The organism is Thermaerobacter sp. FW80, assembly GCF_004634385.1.
GTDB classification, from domain to species: domain Bacteria; phylum Bacillota; class Sulfobacillia; order Thermaerobacterales; family Thermaerobacteraceae; genus Thermaerobacter; species Thermaerobacter composti.
Genome location: NZ_CP037895.1, coordinates 1,157,567 through 1,173,048 on the forward strand (window position 1 = coordinate 1,157,567; position 15,482 = coordinate 1,173,048).

A 15,482-nucleotide genomic window follows, 5' to 3' on the forward strand; every position below is an offset into this window, starting at 1 on the left:
ATGTTCCAGAACTGCCGCGGCGTCCTCCGGTTCATCGGGCGTCAGGAACGACGAGGACGCCGGTGTCGGAGCCCACGATCCGCTCCTTCATGCCAACAAATCGCTGGGAACGTGCACCGTCAAGGACTGACGGCCTTCCGCCACCGCAATCCCTCCCCGCTCCGGCCATCCCGGGTTGGCGGCCAACCCGCCCATGGACCTGTTCAAAACGCATCGTCTTGCTACGATATCATGTTAAGATATCACGTTGTGACATCGATCGACGCTACGCCGGCGACCTCGAGTCGTCTCTGCCCCCGGTCCGCGGCCCGCGGGAACCGGCCGCGGTCCCGGTACCTGCGTCTCACCCTTGCGCTCCGCCCGTACCGGGCAGGAAGGGAGCGATGGCCATGGTCGGGATGGAAGGGGAGCCGTCTCTGGTGGAACCGGAAGAGCGCGTGGTGATCCTCGACTTCGGTTCGCAGTACGGTCACCTGATCGCCCGGCGGGTGCGGGAGCTCGGGGTGTACTCGGTGGTCCTGCCCCACCACACCCCCCTGGCTGCGATCCTCCGCCACCGCCCGCGGGGGGTGATCCTCTCCGGCGGTCCCGCCAGCGTCTACGAGCCGGGGGCACCGCAATGCGACCCCGAGCTCTGGCAGGCCGGGGTGCCGGTCCTCGGCATCTGCTACGGCATGCAGCTGATGGTCCACCAGCTCGGGGGCCGGGTCGTCCCGGCGGCACGGCGGGAGTACGGCCCCGCCACCCTCCACGTGGACGAACCCGGCCGCCTGCTGGCGGGCCTCGGCGCGCGGGTGGACGTCTGGATGAGCCACGCCGATCGGGTCGAGGTGCTGCCGCCCGGCTTCACCGTGTTGGCGCACACCGCGGATGCGCCCTACGCGGCCATCGAGGGGGGCGACGGGCGCTGGCTCGGCGTCCAGTTCCACCCCGAGGTCGCCCACACGCCGCGGGGCCGGGACATCCTGGCCAACTTCCTCTTCCGGGTCTGCGGCTGCCGGGGCGGCTGGTCCATGGCCGACTTCGTCGAGCGGGCCGTGACGGCCCTGCGGCGGCGGCTCGACGGGGCCCGTGCCCTGTGCGCGCTGAGCGGCGGCGTCGACTCGGCCGTGGCGGCCGCGCTGGTGCATCGCGCCATCGGCTCGCGGCTGGTCGCCGTGTTCGTCGACACCGGTCTCCTGCGGGAGGGCGAGGTCGAGGAGGTCCGATCCACCTTCTCCGGGCTCGGCATGGACCTGCGGGTGGTCGACGCGCGGGACCGGTTCCTCGATGCGCTCGCCGGCCTGGTCGACCCCGAGGCCAAGCGCAAGGCCGTGGGGGAGACCTTCATCCGCGTGTTCGAGGAACAGGCCCGACGCCTCGCCGCCGAGCTGGGGCCGATCCCCTACCTGGTCCAGGGGACGACCTATCCGGACGTGATCGAGAGCGGCGGCGGGGCGGCCGCCACCATCAAGAGCCACCACAACGTGGGCGGGTTGCCGCCCGACCTGGACTTCGAGCTGGTGGAACCGCTGCGCGACCTGTTCAAGGACGAGGTGCGGGAGGTCGGGCGCCGGCTCGGGCTGCCGACGGCCCTCATCGAGCGCCATCCCTTCCCGGGACCGGGGCTCGCCATCCGGACCGTGGGCGCCGTCACCGCCGAACGCCTCCGGCGCCTGCGGGCGTGCGACCGGATCGTGCGCGAGGAGATCCGCCGGGCAGGGCTGGAGGGCTCGGTCTGGCAGGCCTTCGCCGTCCTGACGGGGGCCCGCACGGTGGGGGTCATGGGCGATCGTCGCACCTACGGCGAGGCGGTCGCCGTGCGGGTGGTGGCCTCGGACGACGGGATGACCGCGGACTGGGTGCGGTTGCCCCACGAGGTGCTCGACCGCATCGCGCGCCGGCTGGTCAACGAGGTGGAGGGCGTCAACCGCGTGGTCTACGACATCACCTCCAAGCCCCCCGCCACCATCGAGTGGGAGTGACGGGGACCCCGGACGAACCGGCGGGGCCGCCCGGCTTGCCGCCGCGGTCCCAGACAGGTTTCGCCATCGGATGGCGAGTCCATGACCGGGACGCCGACGACCGTCGAGAAGACGGCAGAGGCTCGGGGGATTCACCGGCGCGACCGTTGGCTTGAGCGCGAATTTTGTCGAAAACCATCACTTTCTGGTCCTATTCTTTCGGAATCTAGGAGGACCATCACTTTCTGGTCCTATTCTTTCGGAATCTAGGAGGAATCGTCGAGATCGTGTCGTAGGCAGGGGGTGAAAGGGCCGGGAAAGCCTGGCAAGGCCGGTGCCGCCCGCGGGTGGGCGGGCGGCACCGGCCGGGTGGAAGGATGGGAGGTGAAGCCATGCTGTACCGTCTCGCCATGGCTGCGGCCAGCATCCTGACCGGCGTGGTCGTCGCCCTCGCTGCGCAGACCAGCTGGCCCATCGGCTAGCGTCGTGGCCGGAGGCCGGTGCCGGCTCGTGGCTCCACCCCACCCGTTAGGCAGACCGGTTTCATCGAAGCACACGTCGTGGTGGGGTGTAAAGGGGCAGATGCCCACCCGGCCCGGGCGGGCCGGCACCGGTCATCTGGCATTGGCATGTTGACCGAGTTGGGGCCGCCTTCTGACCCGTCCGCGATCGATCGACGACCGGATGCGTAGCGGATCACCAGCGGTCGGGGACCACCGCGAAGGACCCCGTTCAAGGCCGCGTTCTTGAGGAGAACGCGGCCTTCATCGTGGTTGAACCCCTTGAGCAACGGCACCTTCGGGGGGTCAGGCTGCCACATGGAGCCAGCGGGCGCGAGGGTCGGCGCCCCTCGGTGCCGGGGAGGGTTGCACGGTGCCCCAGCGAAGTGGAGTCCCCATGAAACCCTCAGGGGTCGTGGCTCGCTACATGGCAGGCGTCGCGGCGGCGGGTCTTCTCGGACTGGTGATCCTCGTCGTCTCCACCAGTGCACCCCCTCCCGCACTGGCGGTGCTGCTGGGTGGCGCCCTGCTGGTGGCGGAGCTGTACCAGGTCGTTTCCGCGAGCGGCGAGGCCGTCTCGATCGGCGCCCTGGTGGTGCTGGTATCCCTGTGGCTGCTCGGCCCCGCGGTGCCGATGTGGGCGGAGGTCGTGGGTTGGTGCTTCGCCGCCTTGTGGCGGCGTCCGCCCTTCCTCGTCACCGCGTTCAATGTGGGTCAGACGATCCTGGCCGTGCTGACGGCGGCCGCCATCTTCCGCGTCAGCGGCGGCGAGTGGGGACAGCCCCTGGACGGATGGGACCCGATCATCCCGTACCTGGCGAGTGCCGCGGGCTTCGGCCTGGTCAACACGGGCTTGGTGGCGGCCGCCCTGGCTCTGTACAAGCGCATCCCGTTCCGTCAGCAGTGGCAGACCTACGTGATCGAGGACAGTTGGCGACTGATGGTCTCCTGGCTGCTTGCGGTGGGGGTGTACGTGCTCTTCACCCGGTACGACTACCCGCCCGGGGCCCTTGCCGCATTCCCCTTTCTCGCCCTGGCCCATCACTTCGGGACGTCGATCTGGACGCGGAGCCTCCGCCAACGAGCCGTGGAGCGATTCCTGCGCGCGCTGCACGCCGACCCGAAGGCGCTGCGTCGCGCCGAGCACCTCGTGCGCCTGGTGACGGAGATGGCCGAGGGCCTGGAGGTGCGGGGTCGCGATCTGGACAACCTGCGGCAGGCCGCCCTGTTGCACGAAGCAGGGGGACCGCGACCGCCCGGTGTGGGCGACGGCGATCCGTCGCCGGAACAGCTGGTGCGGCACGCCCTGGTGTCGGCGCGGGAGGTCGCCCGCATCGCGGTGCTGGAGCCGGTGGCGCGGATCCTGCGCCACCACCACGAGCACTGGGACGGCACCGGCGGTCCCGACGGACTGGCGGGAACCGTCATTCCCCTCGCCAGTCGCATCCTGGCGGTGGCCGAGGCCTACCTGTTCGCGCTGCAGCGCTGGGGGGACCCGGAGATGGCGTGGGAGGCGGTGCGGTCCCGCGCGGGCAGCCGGTACGATCCCGACGCCGTCGCCGCCCTGGCCAGGGTGCGGTCGGTGGTGGGCGAATTCGGAGAGCCCCTGGTGACCGTCGCCGGGGAGCTGGCCGCGGCCGCCGACCAGCTGCGCCGGTTCGTCCGGGAGGAGGGGCGCGACGCCCAGGGCCGGCCCGCCGCCTTCCACGACGACCAGCTGCTGCGGCAGGCGGTGGGCGGGGTCGTGGCCCTGTCCCACTTCGCGCGGGTGATCAACGCCACCCTGCGGCCCGACGAGGTGGCGGAGCGGGTCGTCGACACCTTCTTCGAGGTGCTCGGGGGCCGGGTCTTCTGGCTGGTGCCGGCCTCGGCCCCCGGCGTCCTGCGCGTCGGCACGCTGCGCAACGCGCCGCCCGGCCTGGTGGGGCGGGAGCTCGGCCTGCACCGGCCGCCCTTCCACCGCCTGGTGGAGGAACGCCGCACGGTGGTGGCGCGCCTCGAGCCGGAGCAGGGACCGGATTGGCTGCTGGGTGGTCACCGACGCTGGGTGCTGGCGGTGCCCCTGGTGGCCCGCGACCAGCTGCTGGCGGCGGTGGCGGTGGTGCGCGACCAGCCGCCACCCTACTCCTTCGCCGATGGGGGCCTGATCGACGTCCTCGCCAGCCAGGCCGCCTTGAGCCTGGACAACGCCCGCCTCTTCGAGCAGGCGCAGGTGCGGCTGCAGGAGTTGACCGCCCTCAAGCGCTTCCAGGACCTGATCCTCCAGCAGGTGGGGACCGGCATCGTGGCGGCCGACGCCGCAGGCACCCTGACGCTGGCCAACTGCACGGCGGTCGAGCTGTTGCGTCGCGCCGGCTTTCCCGACGACGCGCTGCAGCCGCCGCGTCCTTTGGGCAGTGACACCCCGTGTGATAGCATGCTGCTGGAGCAGCTGGCCGCGGACGATCCCCTGCCGCCCCGCCTGTGGGAGTTCGCGACGCGGGAGGGCGCGCCCCTCCTGGTCACGGCGCAGGCGTTCCCCCTGGTCGGTTCCGAGGGGGAGCGCGCCGGGGCCATCGTCCTCCTGCGCGACGTGACCCAGGAGCGGGAGCTGGAGATGCGGGCCCGACGCTCGGAGCGCCTCGCGGCGGTGGGGCAGCTGGCCGCCGGCGCGGCCCACGAGATCCGCAACCCCCTCACCGCCATCAAGGGCTTCATGCAGCTGATCGGGCGCCGGGTGGAGGGGGAGCTGGCGGGCTACATCGACATCGTCCTGCAGGAGATCGAGCGCATCGAGGGCATCGTCAACGACCTGCTGCTGCTGGCCCGCCCGCCCAAGCCGCGGCTGCGGCCGGTGGATGTGGGCGCCCTGCTGCGGCGACTGGTGGACATGGTCCGCATGGACGAGGTGGCCCGCGGGTGCTCCGTGGAACTGCGGGTCGTGGAACCGCTGCCGCCGGTGACCGCGGATGAGGCCCAGCTGCGCCAGGTCTTCCTCAACCTGATGCGCAACGGCCTGGACGCCATGCCGGGCGGCGGCGTCTTGCGGCTGCGGGCCTCCCACGACCCCGCGGCGGGGACCGTCCTGGTGGAGGTGGAGGACCGCGGGACGGGCATGCCGCCCGAGCACCTGAATCGCATCTTCGATCCCTTCTTCTCCACCAAGGAGGGCGGCACCGGCCTGGGGTTGGCCGTCAGCTACGGCATCGTCCGCAACCACGGGGGGCACATCGACGTCGACAGCGAGGTGGGCCGCGGCACGCGCATGCGGGTGGTGCTGCCGGTGGCGGGACCCCGGGACGAAGCCGACGGGGAGGGCCCGTGACCGGGGGTCGGGGCACGGTGCCCTGGCCCGGTGCCGGCGGCGACGGACCCGTCGCCACCGGGCCGCCGCGGCGACGTATCCGGTCCGGACGGGAATCGCCGCCGTCGTCGGGGACGGGCCTTGGCGGGGCGGGGTGGATGGCACGCCAGCTGGGGTCGTCGGCGGCGGGGGCGGTCCGCGAGGCCGTGTCCCGGCGGGCGGCCCTCGCCGCCAGGCCGGGTGGCCGGCACCGGCACGGCCGGTCCTCGGAGAGGCAGGCCGTGCGGCGGACGGGAGGTACGCGACTTGGCAGACTTGCTGGCGGATCTCAACCCGGCGCAGCGGGAGGCGGTGACCCATCCCGGGGGCCCCGTGCTGGTCCTGGCCGGGGCCGGGAGCGGCAAGACGCGGGTCCTCACCCGGCGGGTGGCCTACCTGCTGCAGCAGGGCGTGGCGCCCCACCAGATCCTGGCCATCACCTTCACCAACAAGGCGGCCCGGGAGATGCGGGAACGGGTGGAGCAGATGGTGGGGGCCCAGGCGCGGGACATGTGGATCGGCACCTTCCACGCCAGCTGCGTCCGCATCCTGCGGCGGGACGGCCACCGGGTCGGGTACGACCGGAACTTCGTCATCCTCGACGAGGACGACCGGCGCACCGTCCTGCGCGAGGTCCTCAAGGAGCGCAACCTCAGCGAGACCCGCTACCCGCCCAACGCCGTCGGGGCGATGATCTCCGCGGCGAAGAACCAGCTGCTGGGGCCGGAGGCGTTCGCCGCCCGGCACCGGGACTTCTACCGCCAGCAGGTGGCCGCCGTCTACGCCGCCTATCAGGAGCGGCTGCAGAAGAACGGGGCGATGGACTTCGACGACCTCTTGATGCAGACCGTGCGCCTGTTCGAAGAGGCGCCCGACGTGCTGGCCTCCTACCAGCGCCGGTTCGTCCACATCCTGGTCGACGAGTACCAGGACACCAACCACGCCCAGTACCGGCTGCTGCGCCTGCTGGCGGCGGGGCACCGCAACCTGTTCGTGGTGGGCGACCCGGACCAGAGCGTCTACCGCTGGCGCGGGGCGGACATCACCAACATCCTGCGCTTCGAGGAAGACTATCCCGATGCGCGGGTGGTGCGGCTGGAGCTGAACTACCGCTCCACGGCCTCCATCCTGGCGGCGGCCCAGGCGGTGATCGAGCACAACACCCAGCGCAAGGAGAAGCAGCTGCGCTCCGTCCACGGCGAGGGGGCGCGGGTGGTGGTCTTCGGCGCCGCCGACGAGCACGATGAGGCCTGGTTCGTCGCCCGGGAGATGGAGCGGCTCCACGACGAGGGGTACGAATACGGCGACATGGCGGTGCTCTACCGCACCCACGCCCAGTCGCGGGTGGTGGAGGAGACCCTGCTGCGCCGGGGCATCCCCTACCGGATCGTGGGCGGCCTGAAGTTCTACGAGCGCAAGGAGGTCAAGGACATCCTGGCCTACCTGCGCCTGGCGGTGAACCCGGACGACCGCATCAGCCTGCGGCGCGTGATCAACGTGCCGCGGCGCGGCATCGGGGAGGTCACCCTGGCGCGGCTGGAGGCCCATCTCGACCGGGCAGGGGTGGGCCTGCTGGACGCCCTGGCCCAGGCGGAGGCCATCCCCGGGATCACCCGCCCCCAGGCCGCGGCCCTTGCGGCCTTCGGCGAGGTGATCGCCGATCTCGCCGCCCTGGCGCAGCAGCGGCCGGCCTACGACGTCATCGCCTTCGCCCTGGACCGCACGGGCTACCGGGAGATGCTGGAGCAGGAGCGGACGCCGGACGCCCGGACGCGGCTGGAGAACCTGGAGGAGCTGCTCTCCGTGGCGCGCGACTTCGAGCGCCAGCGCGGTCCCGGCGACGCGCCGCTGGTGGACTTCCTGGCGGAGGTCGCCCTGGTCAGCGACGTCGACCAGCTGGAGGAGGGCGCCCGCGCCGTCTCCCTGATGACCCTCCACAGCGCCAAGGGCCTGGAGTTCGACGTGGTCTTCATCACGGGGATGGAGGAGGGGGTGTTCCCCCACAGCCGGTCGCTGGACGACCCCCAGGAGCTGGAGGAGGAACGGCGCCTCTGCTACGTCGGCATGACGCGGGCGCGCCAGCGGCTCTACCTGTGCTTCACCCGCCAGCGCACCCTGTTCGGCGCCACGCGGCGCCAGGTGCCCTCCCGCTTCCTGGACGAGGCCGACGCGCGGTACCTGGAGTGGCGGGGGTTGCTCCCCGGTGCGGACGAACCGGCCGCCGAGGGCGGCGAGGTCGCGGGGGCGCCGGGCGGGTCCGGCTGGCCCGGCGGCGGTGCCCGGTGGGGTGCGACGGGCCGGTTCGATCGCGTCGGCGGGGCGTTCGGCCGGGATCGCCACCGCGGCGGTCCGTCCGCGGGCGCCGCTCGCAACGGGCGCACCCGGACGGCGCCCGACTGGGGGGGACGGGAGCCGGGTCGCACCGCCGGCGGGACGGCTGACGGCGACGGCGCGCGCCGCGCCGAGGCCGCGCTCGCCGGAGGGGAGGGGTTCCGGCCGGGGGAGCGGGTCGTCCACCCGCGCTTCGGCGAGGGGACCATCGTGATGCGCCGCGGCGAGGGGGAGGACGCCGAGGTCACCATCGCGTTCCCCGACGCCGGGCTGAAGACCTTCATCGTCCGCTACGCCAATCTACGGCGCGCGTGAGGGCGACCCGCAGGACGGAGCCGGTCCGGGCGCGGGTGCGGCCGGGCCGGGGCGGGCGGCGCCGGCGGGCAGGGGCGACGGGGGGATGGACGTGGACGAGCACCGGTCCAACGGCGGAAGCGGCGGGTCCGGCAAGGGCGCGGGCGATGCCGCCCGGGGGGAGGCCCTGGCGGCCGCCCGGGCGCGGGCCGAGGAACTGCGGGAGCAGATCCGCCACCACGACTACCTCTACTACGTGCTCGACCGGCCCGAGATCGACGACGCGGCCTACGACGCTCTGATGCGGGAGCTGCGCCAGCTGGAGGAGCGCTTCCCGGAGATCGTCACGCCGGATTCGCCCACCCAGCGGGTGGGCGGCCGGCCCGCGGCGCCCTTCGCCCGGGTGGAGCACGCCGAGCCCATGCTCAGCCTGGACAACGCCTTCGGCCGCGAGGAGCTGGAGGCCTTCGACGAGCGGGTGCGGCGGGCGGTGGGCGATGCCGTCGCCTACGTGGCCGAGCTGAAGATCGACGGGCTCTCCGTCGCCCTCACCTACGAGGAGGGCCGGTTCGTCCGCGGGGCGACCCGTGGCGACGGCGAGGCCGGCGAGGACGTGACGGCCAACCTGCGCACCATCCGCAGCCTGCCCCTGCGCCTGCGCGATCGCGAGCGGCCGGTGCCGCGGCGGGTCGAGATCCGCGGCGAGGTGTACATGACCTTCGACGCCTTCCGCCGGCTCAACCAGGAGCAGGAGGCGCGGGGCCTGCCCCCCTTCGCCAACCCGCGCAACGCCGCCGCGGGCTCCGTCCGCCAGCTGGATCCGGCGGTCACGGCCTCCCGCTCCCTGAACCTGTGGGTCTACGGCCTGGCGGGGTGGGAGGGCGACCGCGCGGTCGCGCCGCGCAGCCAGTGGGAGGTGCTCCAGGCCCTGCGGCAGTGGGGCCTGCCCGTCAATCCCCACGCCCGCCGCTGCACCAGCCTGGAGGAACTGCTGGCGTTCATCGAGGAGTGGTCCCGGCGGCGCCACGAGCTCCCCTATCTGATCGACGGCATCGTGATCAAGGTGGACGACCTGGCGCAGCAGCGGCGGCTGGGCGCCACCGCCCGCAGTCCGCGTTGGGCCATCGCCTACAAGTTCCCGGCGGAGCGGGCGCGGACGCGGGTGCGGGACATCCTGGTCAGCGTCGGCCGCACCGGCGCCCTGACCCCGGTGGCGGTGCTGGACCCGGTGCTGCTGGCGGGGACCACCGTCAGCCGCGCCAGCCTGCACAACGCGGACTACATCCGGGAGAAGGACGTGCGCATCGGCGACCTGGTGGTGGTCCACAAGGCGGGGGAGATCATCCCCGAGGTGGTGGAGGTGGTGAAGGAGGCCCGCACCGGGGCCGAGCGGCCCTTCACCATGCCGGAGCGCTGCCCCGCCTGCGGCAGCCCGGTGGTGCGGGTGGAGGGCGAGGCGGCCACCCGGTGCCCCAATGCCGCCTGCCCTGCCCAGCAGCTGGAGCGCATCCGCCACTTCGCCTCCCGGGACGCCATGGACATCGAGGGACTGGGGCCGGCGATCATCGAGCAGCTGGTGGCGCGGGGCCTGGTGCGGGACGTGGCGGACCTGTACCATCTGGAGGCGGAGCCCGTCGCCCAGCTCGAGCGCATGGGGCCCAAGTCCGCGGCCAACCTGATCGCCGCCATCGACGCCTCCCGCGGCCGGCCCCTGCGGCGCCTGCTGTACGGCCTGGGGATCCGGTTCGTCGGCGAGCGGGTGGCCGGCCTGCTGGCCCGCCACTTCGGCACCATCGACCGGTTGATGGCCGCGGGGCTTGAGGAGCTCACGGCGGTGCCCGAGATCGGTCCCCGCATCGCCGAGAGCGTGGTCACCTTCTTCCGGGATGAACACAACCGGCAGCTCATCCGGCGGCTGGCCGAGGCCGGGGTGCGGGCGGCGGCGGGCGAGCCCGAGCCCGGTAGCGCCCCCGCCGGCGGGGTGCCGGTTGGGGGCGGTGCGGCCGGCACGGGCACGGGCGCGGCCGCCGCTGCCGGCGCGGTCGCGGGCGGTTCGGGCCAGGGGGTTATGGGCGCGGCCGGTGACGGCGCGGCGGGGGAAGGCGGGCGCGGTGCCGCCGCGGCGGTGCCGCCGGAGGTGCGCGCCCGGGTCGCCGGCAAGACCTTCGTCTTTACCGGCGGGCTGGCCTCCATGACCCGGGACGAGGCCGAGGCGCTGGTGGAGGCCCTGGGCGGCCGCGCGACCGGCAGCGTCAGCCGCAAGACCGACTACGTGGTGGCCGGGGAGGGCGCGGGTTCCAAGCTGGCCCGGGCCCGGGAACTGGGCATTACGGTGCTGGACGAGGCGGCTTTCCTCCGCCTGGTGGGGCGCGACCCGGCGACGGGGGGCGAGGGCTGACCGGGCAACCCGGCCCGCGCCCTGCACGGGCCGGCCGGTGCGCCGCTGGCGGCCCGTCCCGCGGGACGGTGCCCGGCCGAGTTCGGGCGCGGGCGCGGGTGACCGGGCAGGACCCGCGGCAACGGTGGCGAACTCTTCGTGAAAACCGTTGATTTTTGATGGTATATTGTCGAGTCCCGGCATCCGATTCCCCGTTGAGGGCTTCGAATCGGAGCCGGGCTTGCACCGGGTGGCCGCCGGCCCCGCCGGCGGCCACCGTCCCAGGAGGAGCCATCCTTGAGCACCACCCGCCGGCCGTTGCTGGAGGTCCGCGACTTGCGCACCGAGTTCGCCACCGACGAGGGGCGCTTCGCCGCCGTCGACGGGGTGAGCTTCACCATCGACCGGGGCGAGACCGTGGGCCTGGTGGGCGAGTCGGGCTCGGGCAAGAGCGTGACCTCCCTCTCCATCCTGCGCCTGGTACCCTCGCCGCCGGGGCGAATCGCCGGCGGCCAGATCCTGTTCGAGGGGCAGGACCTGTTGCGCCTCAGCGAGGCCCGGATGCGGCGCATCCGGGGCAACCGGATCGCCATGATCTTTCAGGAGCCCATGACCTCACTGAACCCCGTGTACCCCGTGGGGGCCCAGATCGCCGAGTCCTTGCGGCTGCACCAGCGGCTGCCGCGCCGGGAGGCCTTCGCCCGGGCCGTGGAGCTGCTGCGCCTGGTGGGCATCCCCGACCCGGAGACGCGGGCGCGCCAGTATCCCCACCAGATGTCGGGCGGCATGCGGCAGCGGGTGATGATCGCCATGGCGGTCTCGTGCAACCCCCAGCTGCTCATCGCCGACGAGCCCACCACGGCCCTGGACGTCACGGTCCAGGCCCAGATCCTGGACCTGATGAAGTCCTTGCGGCGGCGCACGGGGACGGCCATCCTGCTGATCACCCACGACCTGGGCGTGATCGCCGACATGGCCGACCGGGTGCTGGTCATGTACGCGGGCAAGATCGTCGAGGTCGCCGGGGTGGACGAGCTGTTCGCCCGGCCCCTGCACCCCTACACCGAGGGCCTGCTGGCCTCGCTGCCCCAGCTCCACAGGCGGCGGCAGCGCCTGCACGTGATCCCCGGCCAGGTGCCCAACCCGGCCCGGCTGCCCGGCGGCTGCCGGTTCCACCCGCGCTGCCCGCACGCGAGCGATCTCTGCCGCCGGCAGGAGCCCGAGCTGCGTCCCGCCGGCGCCGGGCGCTGGGTTGCCTGCTGGTTGCGGGAAGAAGACGGGGCGGCGGCCGGCGGCGATGCACCGGGCACCCCGCGAGGGGAGGTGGCGGGATGACGCAGTCCCGCGAACCGGAAGTGCGCGCGGCCGCCCCGCAAGCGCGCGCAGGCGCCTCAACGGGAGCGGGCCGGGTGCTGGTCGAGGTCCGCGGGCTCAAGAAATACTTCCCCACCGGCGGCGGCTGGCTCGGCCGGCCCAGGGGTTGGGTGCGGGCCGTGGACGGCATCGACCTGGACATCTACGAGGGGGAGACCCTGGGCCTGGTGGGCGAGTCGGGCTGCGGCAAGACCACCACGGGCCGCTTGATCCTGCGCTTGCTGGAGCCAACGGCAGGCAGGGTGCGCTTCGTCGGGAAGGACATCTTCCGCCTGCCGCCGCGGGAGCTGCGCAGGTTGCGCCGGGATATGCAGATCATCTTCCAGGATCCCTTCGGCTCCCTCAACCCGCGGCTGACGGTGGGAGAGATCGTCGGCGAGGCCCTGGCGGTGCACGGCGTGGCCCGGGGCCGGGCCCTGAAGCAGCGGGTGGCCGAACTGCTCGAGGTGGTGGGGCTGTCCCCCGACCATGCCCGCCGCTACCCTCACGAGTTCTCGGGGGGCCAGCGGCAGCGCATCGGCATCGCCCGCGCCCTGGCCCTGAACCCCCGGTTCGTGGTCTGTGACGAGCCGGTCTCGGCCCTGGACGTGTCCATCCAGTCCCAGGTGATCAACCTGCTGGAGGACCTGCAGGCGCGGTTCGGCCTGACCTACCTCTTCATCGCTCACGACCTTTCGGTGGTCCGGCACATCAGTGACCGGGTCGGGGTCATGTACCTGGGCCGGCTGGTGGAACTGGCGGAAACCGAAGAGCTCTTCCGCCGGCCGCTCCACCCCTACACTCAAGCGCTGCTCTCCGCGGTGCCCCTGCCCGATCCGCCCCGGCAGCGGCAGCGGGAGCGGATCGTGCTCCAGGGCGACGTACCCTCGCCGGCCAACCCGCCTCGAGGCTGCCGCTTCCACACCCGCTGCCCCTTCGCCGAGGCGGTCTGCCGGGAGCAGGAGCCCGAGCTGCGGGCCATGGGCGACGGGCACCGGGTGGCCTGCCACCTGGCCGAGAAACTGCCGCCGGTGCCCGCATGGGATGTGGCGGCCGGGGCGTGAGGGGCCGGCGCTGCGGGTGGTCCCGGGCAGCAGCGGGCCCGCCCGGGCCGGAGCGCACCGGCGCTTGACGATGCCACCCGGCGCACTCCGCGCAGCGACCGTCGCGGGCGCCCGGTGCACCCCGGGGCCGTCCCGGCCCCGCCCCGCAAGGCCAGAACGCGCAACCGGCGCCGGCAGGCGGCGCCCTCCTGGTGCTGCGCGCGCCGGTTTTTCCCTGGCTACCGGGTCGCAAGTCAGGAGGAAATTCGGTGCCTTGCGAGAACCATCCATCGGTGTATCATGCATAATCGAAAACATGACCGGCGGCAGGAGGTGAAGGTGCGTCGAGACGGTCCGGCGCGGGGAGCGCCAACCTGGATCAGGGGGGGTACTTACGTTGAATCGCACGCGGAAGTGGTTTGCTTTATTCAGCATCCTCGTGGTGGCCTCGCTGGTCCTGGCTGCCTGCAGCAACGGTGGCACCACGAGCCAGCAGCCGGGGCAGGGTCAGCAGGCGAGCGGTGTTGACAGCCCCAGCTACTTGAAGTTGAATCTGGGCGATGAACCGCCGAGCCTGGATCCCCAGCTCGCGACCGATAGCGTATCCTTTGAAGTGCTTGGAGCGGCCTACGAAGGTTTGGTTCGCCGAGATCCGAATGGCGAGATCAAGCAGGGAAGTGGCATGGCTGAGAGCTGGGAGGTTTCCGAGGACGGTCTGACCTATACCTTCCATCTGCGTGACGCCAAATGGAGCGATGGGAAGCCGGTGACGGCCAACGACTTCGCTTACGCATGGAAGCGGGCGATGGACCCTCGGACAGCCTCGCAGTATAGTTACATGGTGTATCGATGGATCAAGGGCGGTCATGAGGTTGCGACTGCATGTGACAACGATGGGGAACTGGGTAACGAAGACGACGCTTGCGAAAACGATCAAGAAATAGCCAAACTCGAAGAGGCTCTCGACAACGTCGGTATCGAGGTTGTCGATGAGAAGACGCTCAAGGTAACTGTGACAGAAAACCTGAGCCAAAACCAGGGCCTTTTCCTGAGCCTGCTCACGTTCCCAACCTGGTATCCGGTACGGCAGGATATCGTTGAACAATTTGGAGATCAGTTCGCCAGCGACGCTGACAAGGCAGTCTACAATGGTCCGTTCGTGATCAAGGAATGGGAGCACGGGAACTCCCTGCGGCTCGAAAAGAACCCCAATTATTGGGACGCGCAGACGGTCAAACTCGACTACATTGACTTCGTGATGGTGCCAGATGCGGCCGCATATATCAACGCCTATGAGGCAGGGGAACTCGACATTACGGGTGTGCCAGGCGAATACAAGGAACAGTTCGAGCGAGATCACGCCAACGAGCTCGGTACCTACGAGGATGGCGGGACGTTCTACCTGGTCTTGAACCAAACGAAGAAGCCGTGGAACAATCCCAAGGCGCGCCAGGCCATCGCGCTGGCCTTCGACCGGGAAACCTATATCCAGGCTCTCCTCAAGGGGATTGGTATCCCCGCGACTAGTTACGTCAACCCCGTGATTACAGCTCCGGGCGAGGAGCCGGGTAACAGCTTTGCCAAGAAGTACGTGGATCCGTTGAAGCTGCTCCCGACGAAGGCGGATCCCGAGAGGGCCAAGCAACTGTGGCAAGAGGCGCTTCAGGAAGAGGGCCTCACTGAGGTGCCGACAATCGAGTTCGTGGGCGATGACGGTGACGTCGTCAAGACACGGCTGGAGTTCTTCCAGCAGCAGTTCAAGCAGAATCTGGGCATCGACCTTCAGATTGTCCAGGTGCCTTTCCAAGAACGCTTGGAGCGGCAGCGGACCGGGAAGTTCGACATCATCTTTGCCGGGTGGGGCCCGGACTATGACCATCCGCTGACCTACCTGGACCTGTGGGTATGCAATGGGCCATACAACGATGGTAAGTACTGCAACGCCGAGTACGATCGTCTCGTGGAGCAACTCCAAAACGAGCCCGATCCTGAAAAGCAGCGCGAGATCGCTATCGAGCTGGAGAAGTTGATCGCCAAGGACCTGCCCATGGTGCCGGTCTATCACCGCGTGGTTCAATATGCTCAGCGGCCTTTCGTGAAGGGCCTTGTTCGCCGGGCTGTTGGCTATAGCCCCGAATTCAAGTGGGCCTACACGCAGGGTCGCCAGCAATGACCAAACGCGAGGGGATGGCGGACCGGCTGGAGAGCAAGGCCTAAGCCTCTGATTCAGGGGACTAGGCAGGTGTAACGCAGTCAGGCGTAAGCGGCGATTGAGGGGACGAGATCCCGGCCGAGCGCCGGGATCTCGTCCCGTCTAAA

At 71.2% G+C, this 15,482-nt stretch carries 7 protein-coding genes; all 7 read left to right on the forward strand.

The window, feature by feature from the left end; all coding sequences use genetic code 11:
• Nucleotides 1–389: 389 nt before the first annotated feature.
• The 7 genes from guaA to E1B22_RS05035 all read left to right on the forward strand — a co-directional run bounded on the left by guaA (nucleotide 390) and on the right by E1B22_RS05035 (nucleotide 15,336).
• Nucleotides 390–1,964 (forward strand): glutamine-hydrolyzing GMP synthase, encoded by a 1,575-nt coding sequence (gene guaA, locus E1B22_RS05005; protein ID WP_305791214.1) that lies wholly within the window; start codon nucleotides 390–392, stop codon nucleotides 1,962–1,964.
• Nucleotides 1,965–2,840: 876 nt separating this feature from the next.
• Nucleotides 2,841–5,747 carry an ATP-binding protein gene (locus E1B22_RS05010; protein WP_135224803.1) on the forward strand — a complete coding sequence of 969 codons (2,907 nt, stop codon included), beginning with the start codon at nucleotides 2,841–2,843 and terminating at the stop codon, nucleotides 5,745–5,747.
• Nucleotides 5,748–6,032: 285 nt separating this feature from the next.
• A complete protein-coding gene (gene pcrA, locus E1B22_RS05015) occupies nucleotides 6,033–8,411 on the forward strand; it encodes a DNA helicase PcrA (protein ID WP_135224804.1) in 2,379 nt (792 codons plus the stop codon).
• 85 nt (nucleotides 8,412–8,496) lie between these two features.
• Nucleotides 8,497–10,788 carry an NAD-dependent DNA ligase LigA gene (gene ligA, locus E1B22_RS05020; protein WP_243123752.1) on the forward strand — a complete coding sequence of 764 codons (2,292 nt, stop codon included), beginning with the start codon at nucleotides 8,497–8,499 and terminating at the stop codon, nucleotides 10,786–10,788.
• Nucleotides 10,789–11,064: 276 nt separating this feature from the next.
• On the forward strand, nucleotides 11,065–12,102 hold the full coding sequence (locus tag E1B22_RS05025; RefSeq protein WP_135224805.1) for an ABC transporter ATP-binding protein: 1,038 nt from the start codon (nucleotides 11,065–11,067) through the stop codon (nucleotides 12,100–12,102).
• Nucleotides 12,099–13,184, forward strand: a complete 1,086-nt coding sequence (locus E1B22_RS05030) for an ABC transporter ATP-binding protein (RefSeq protein ID WP_135224806.1) — start codon at nucleotides 12,099–12,101, stop codon at nucleotides 13,182–13,184. Before E1B22_RS05025 ends, E1B22_RS05030 begins: the two co-directional genes overlap by 4 nt.
• Before the next feature lie 376 nt (nucleotides 13,185–13,560).
• Nucleotides 13,561–15,336, forward strand: a complete 1,776-nt coding sequence (locus tag E1B22_RS05035) for an ABC transporter substrate-binding protein (RefSeq protein WP_135224807.1) — start codon at nucleotides 13,561–13,563, stop codon at nucleotides 15,334–15,336.
• The last annotated feature ends 146 nt before the right edge of the window (nucleotides 15,337–15,482 follow it).

What these genes read in the sequence shown, in the direction of transcription:
- E1B22_RS05030 (WP_135224806.1), top strand. Translation starts at nt 12,099, where the DNA reads ATGACGCAGTCCCGCGAACCGGAAGTGCGCGCGGCCGCCCCGCAAGCG.
- ligA (WP_243123752.1), top strand. Translation starts at nt 8,497, where the DNA reads ATGGACGTGGACGAGCACCGGTCCAACGGCGGAAGCGGCGGGTCCGGC.
- E1B22_RS05010 (WP_135224803.1), top strand. Translation starts at nt 2,841, where the DNA reads ATGAAACCCTCAGGGGTCGTGGCTCGCTACATGGCAGGCGTCGCGGCG.
- guaA (WP_305791214.1), top strand. Translation starts at nt 390, where the DNA reads ATGGTCGGGATGGAAGGGGAGCCGTCTCTGGTGGAACCGGAAGAGCGC.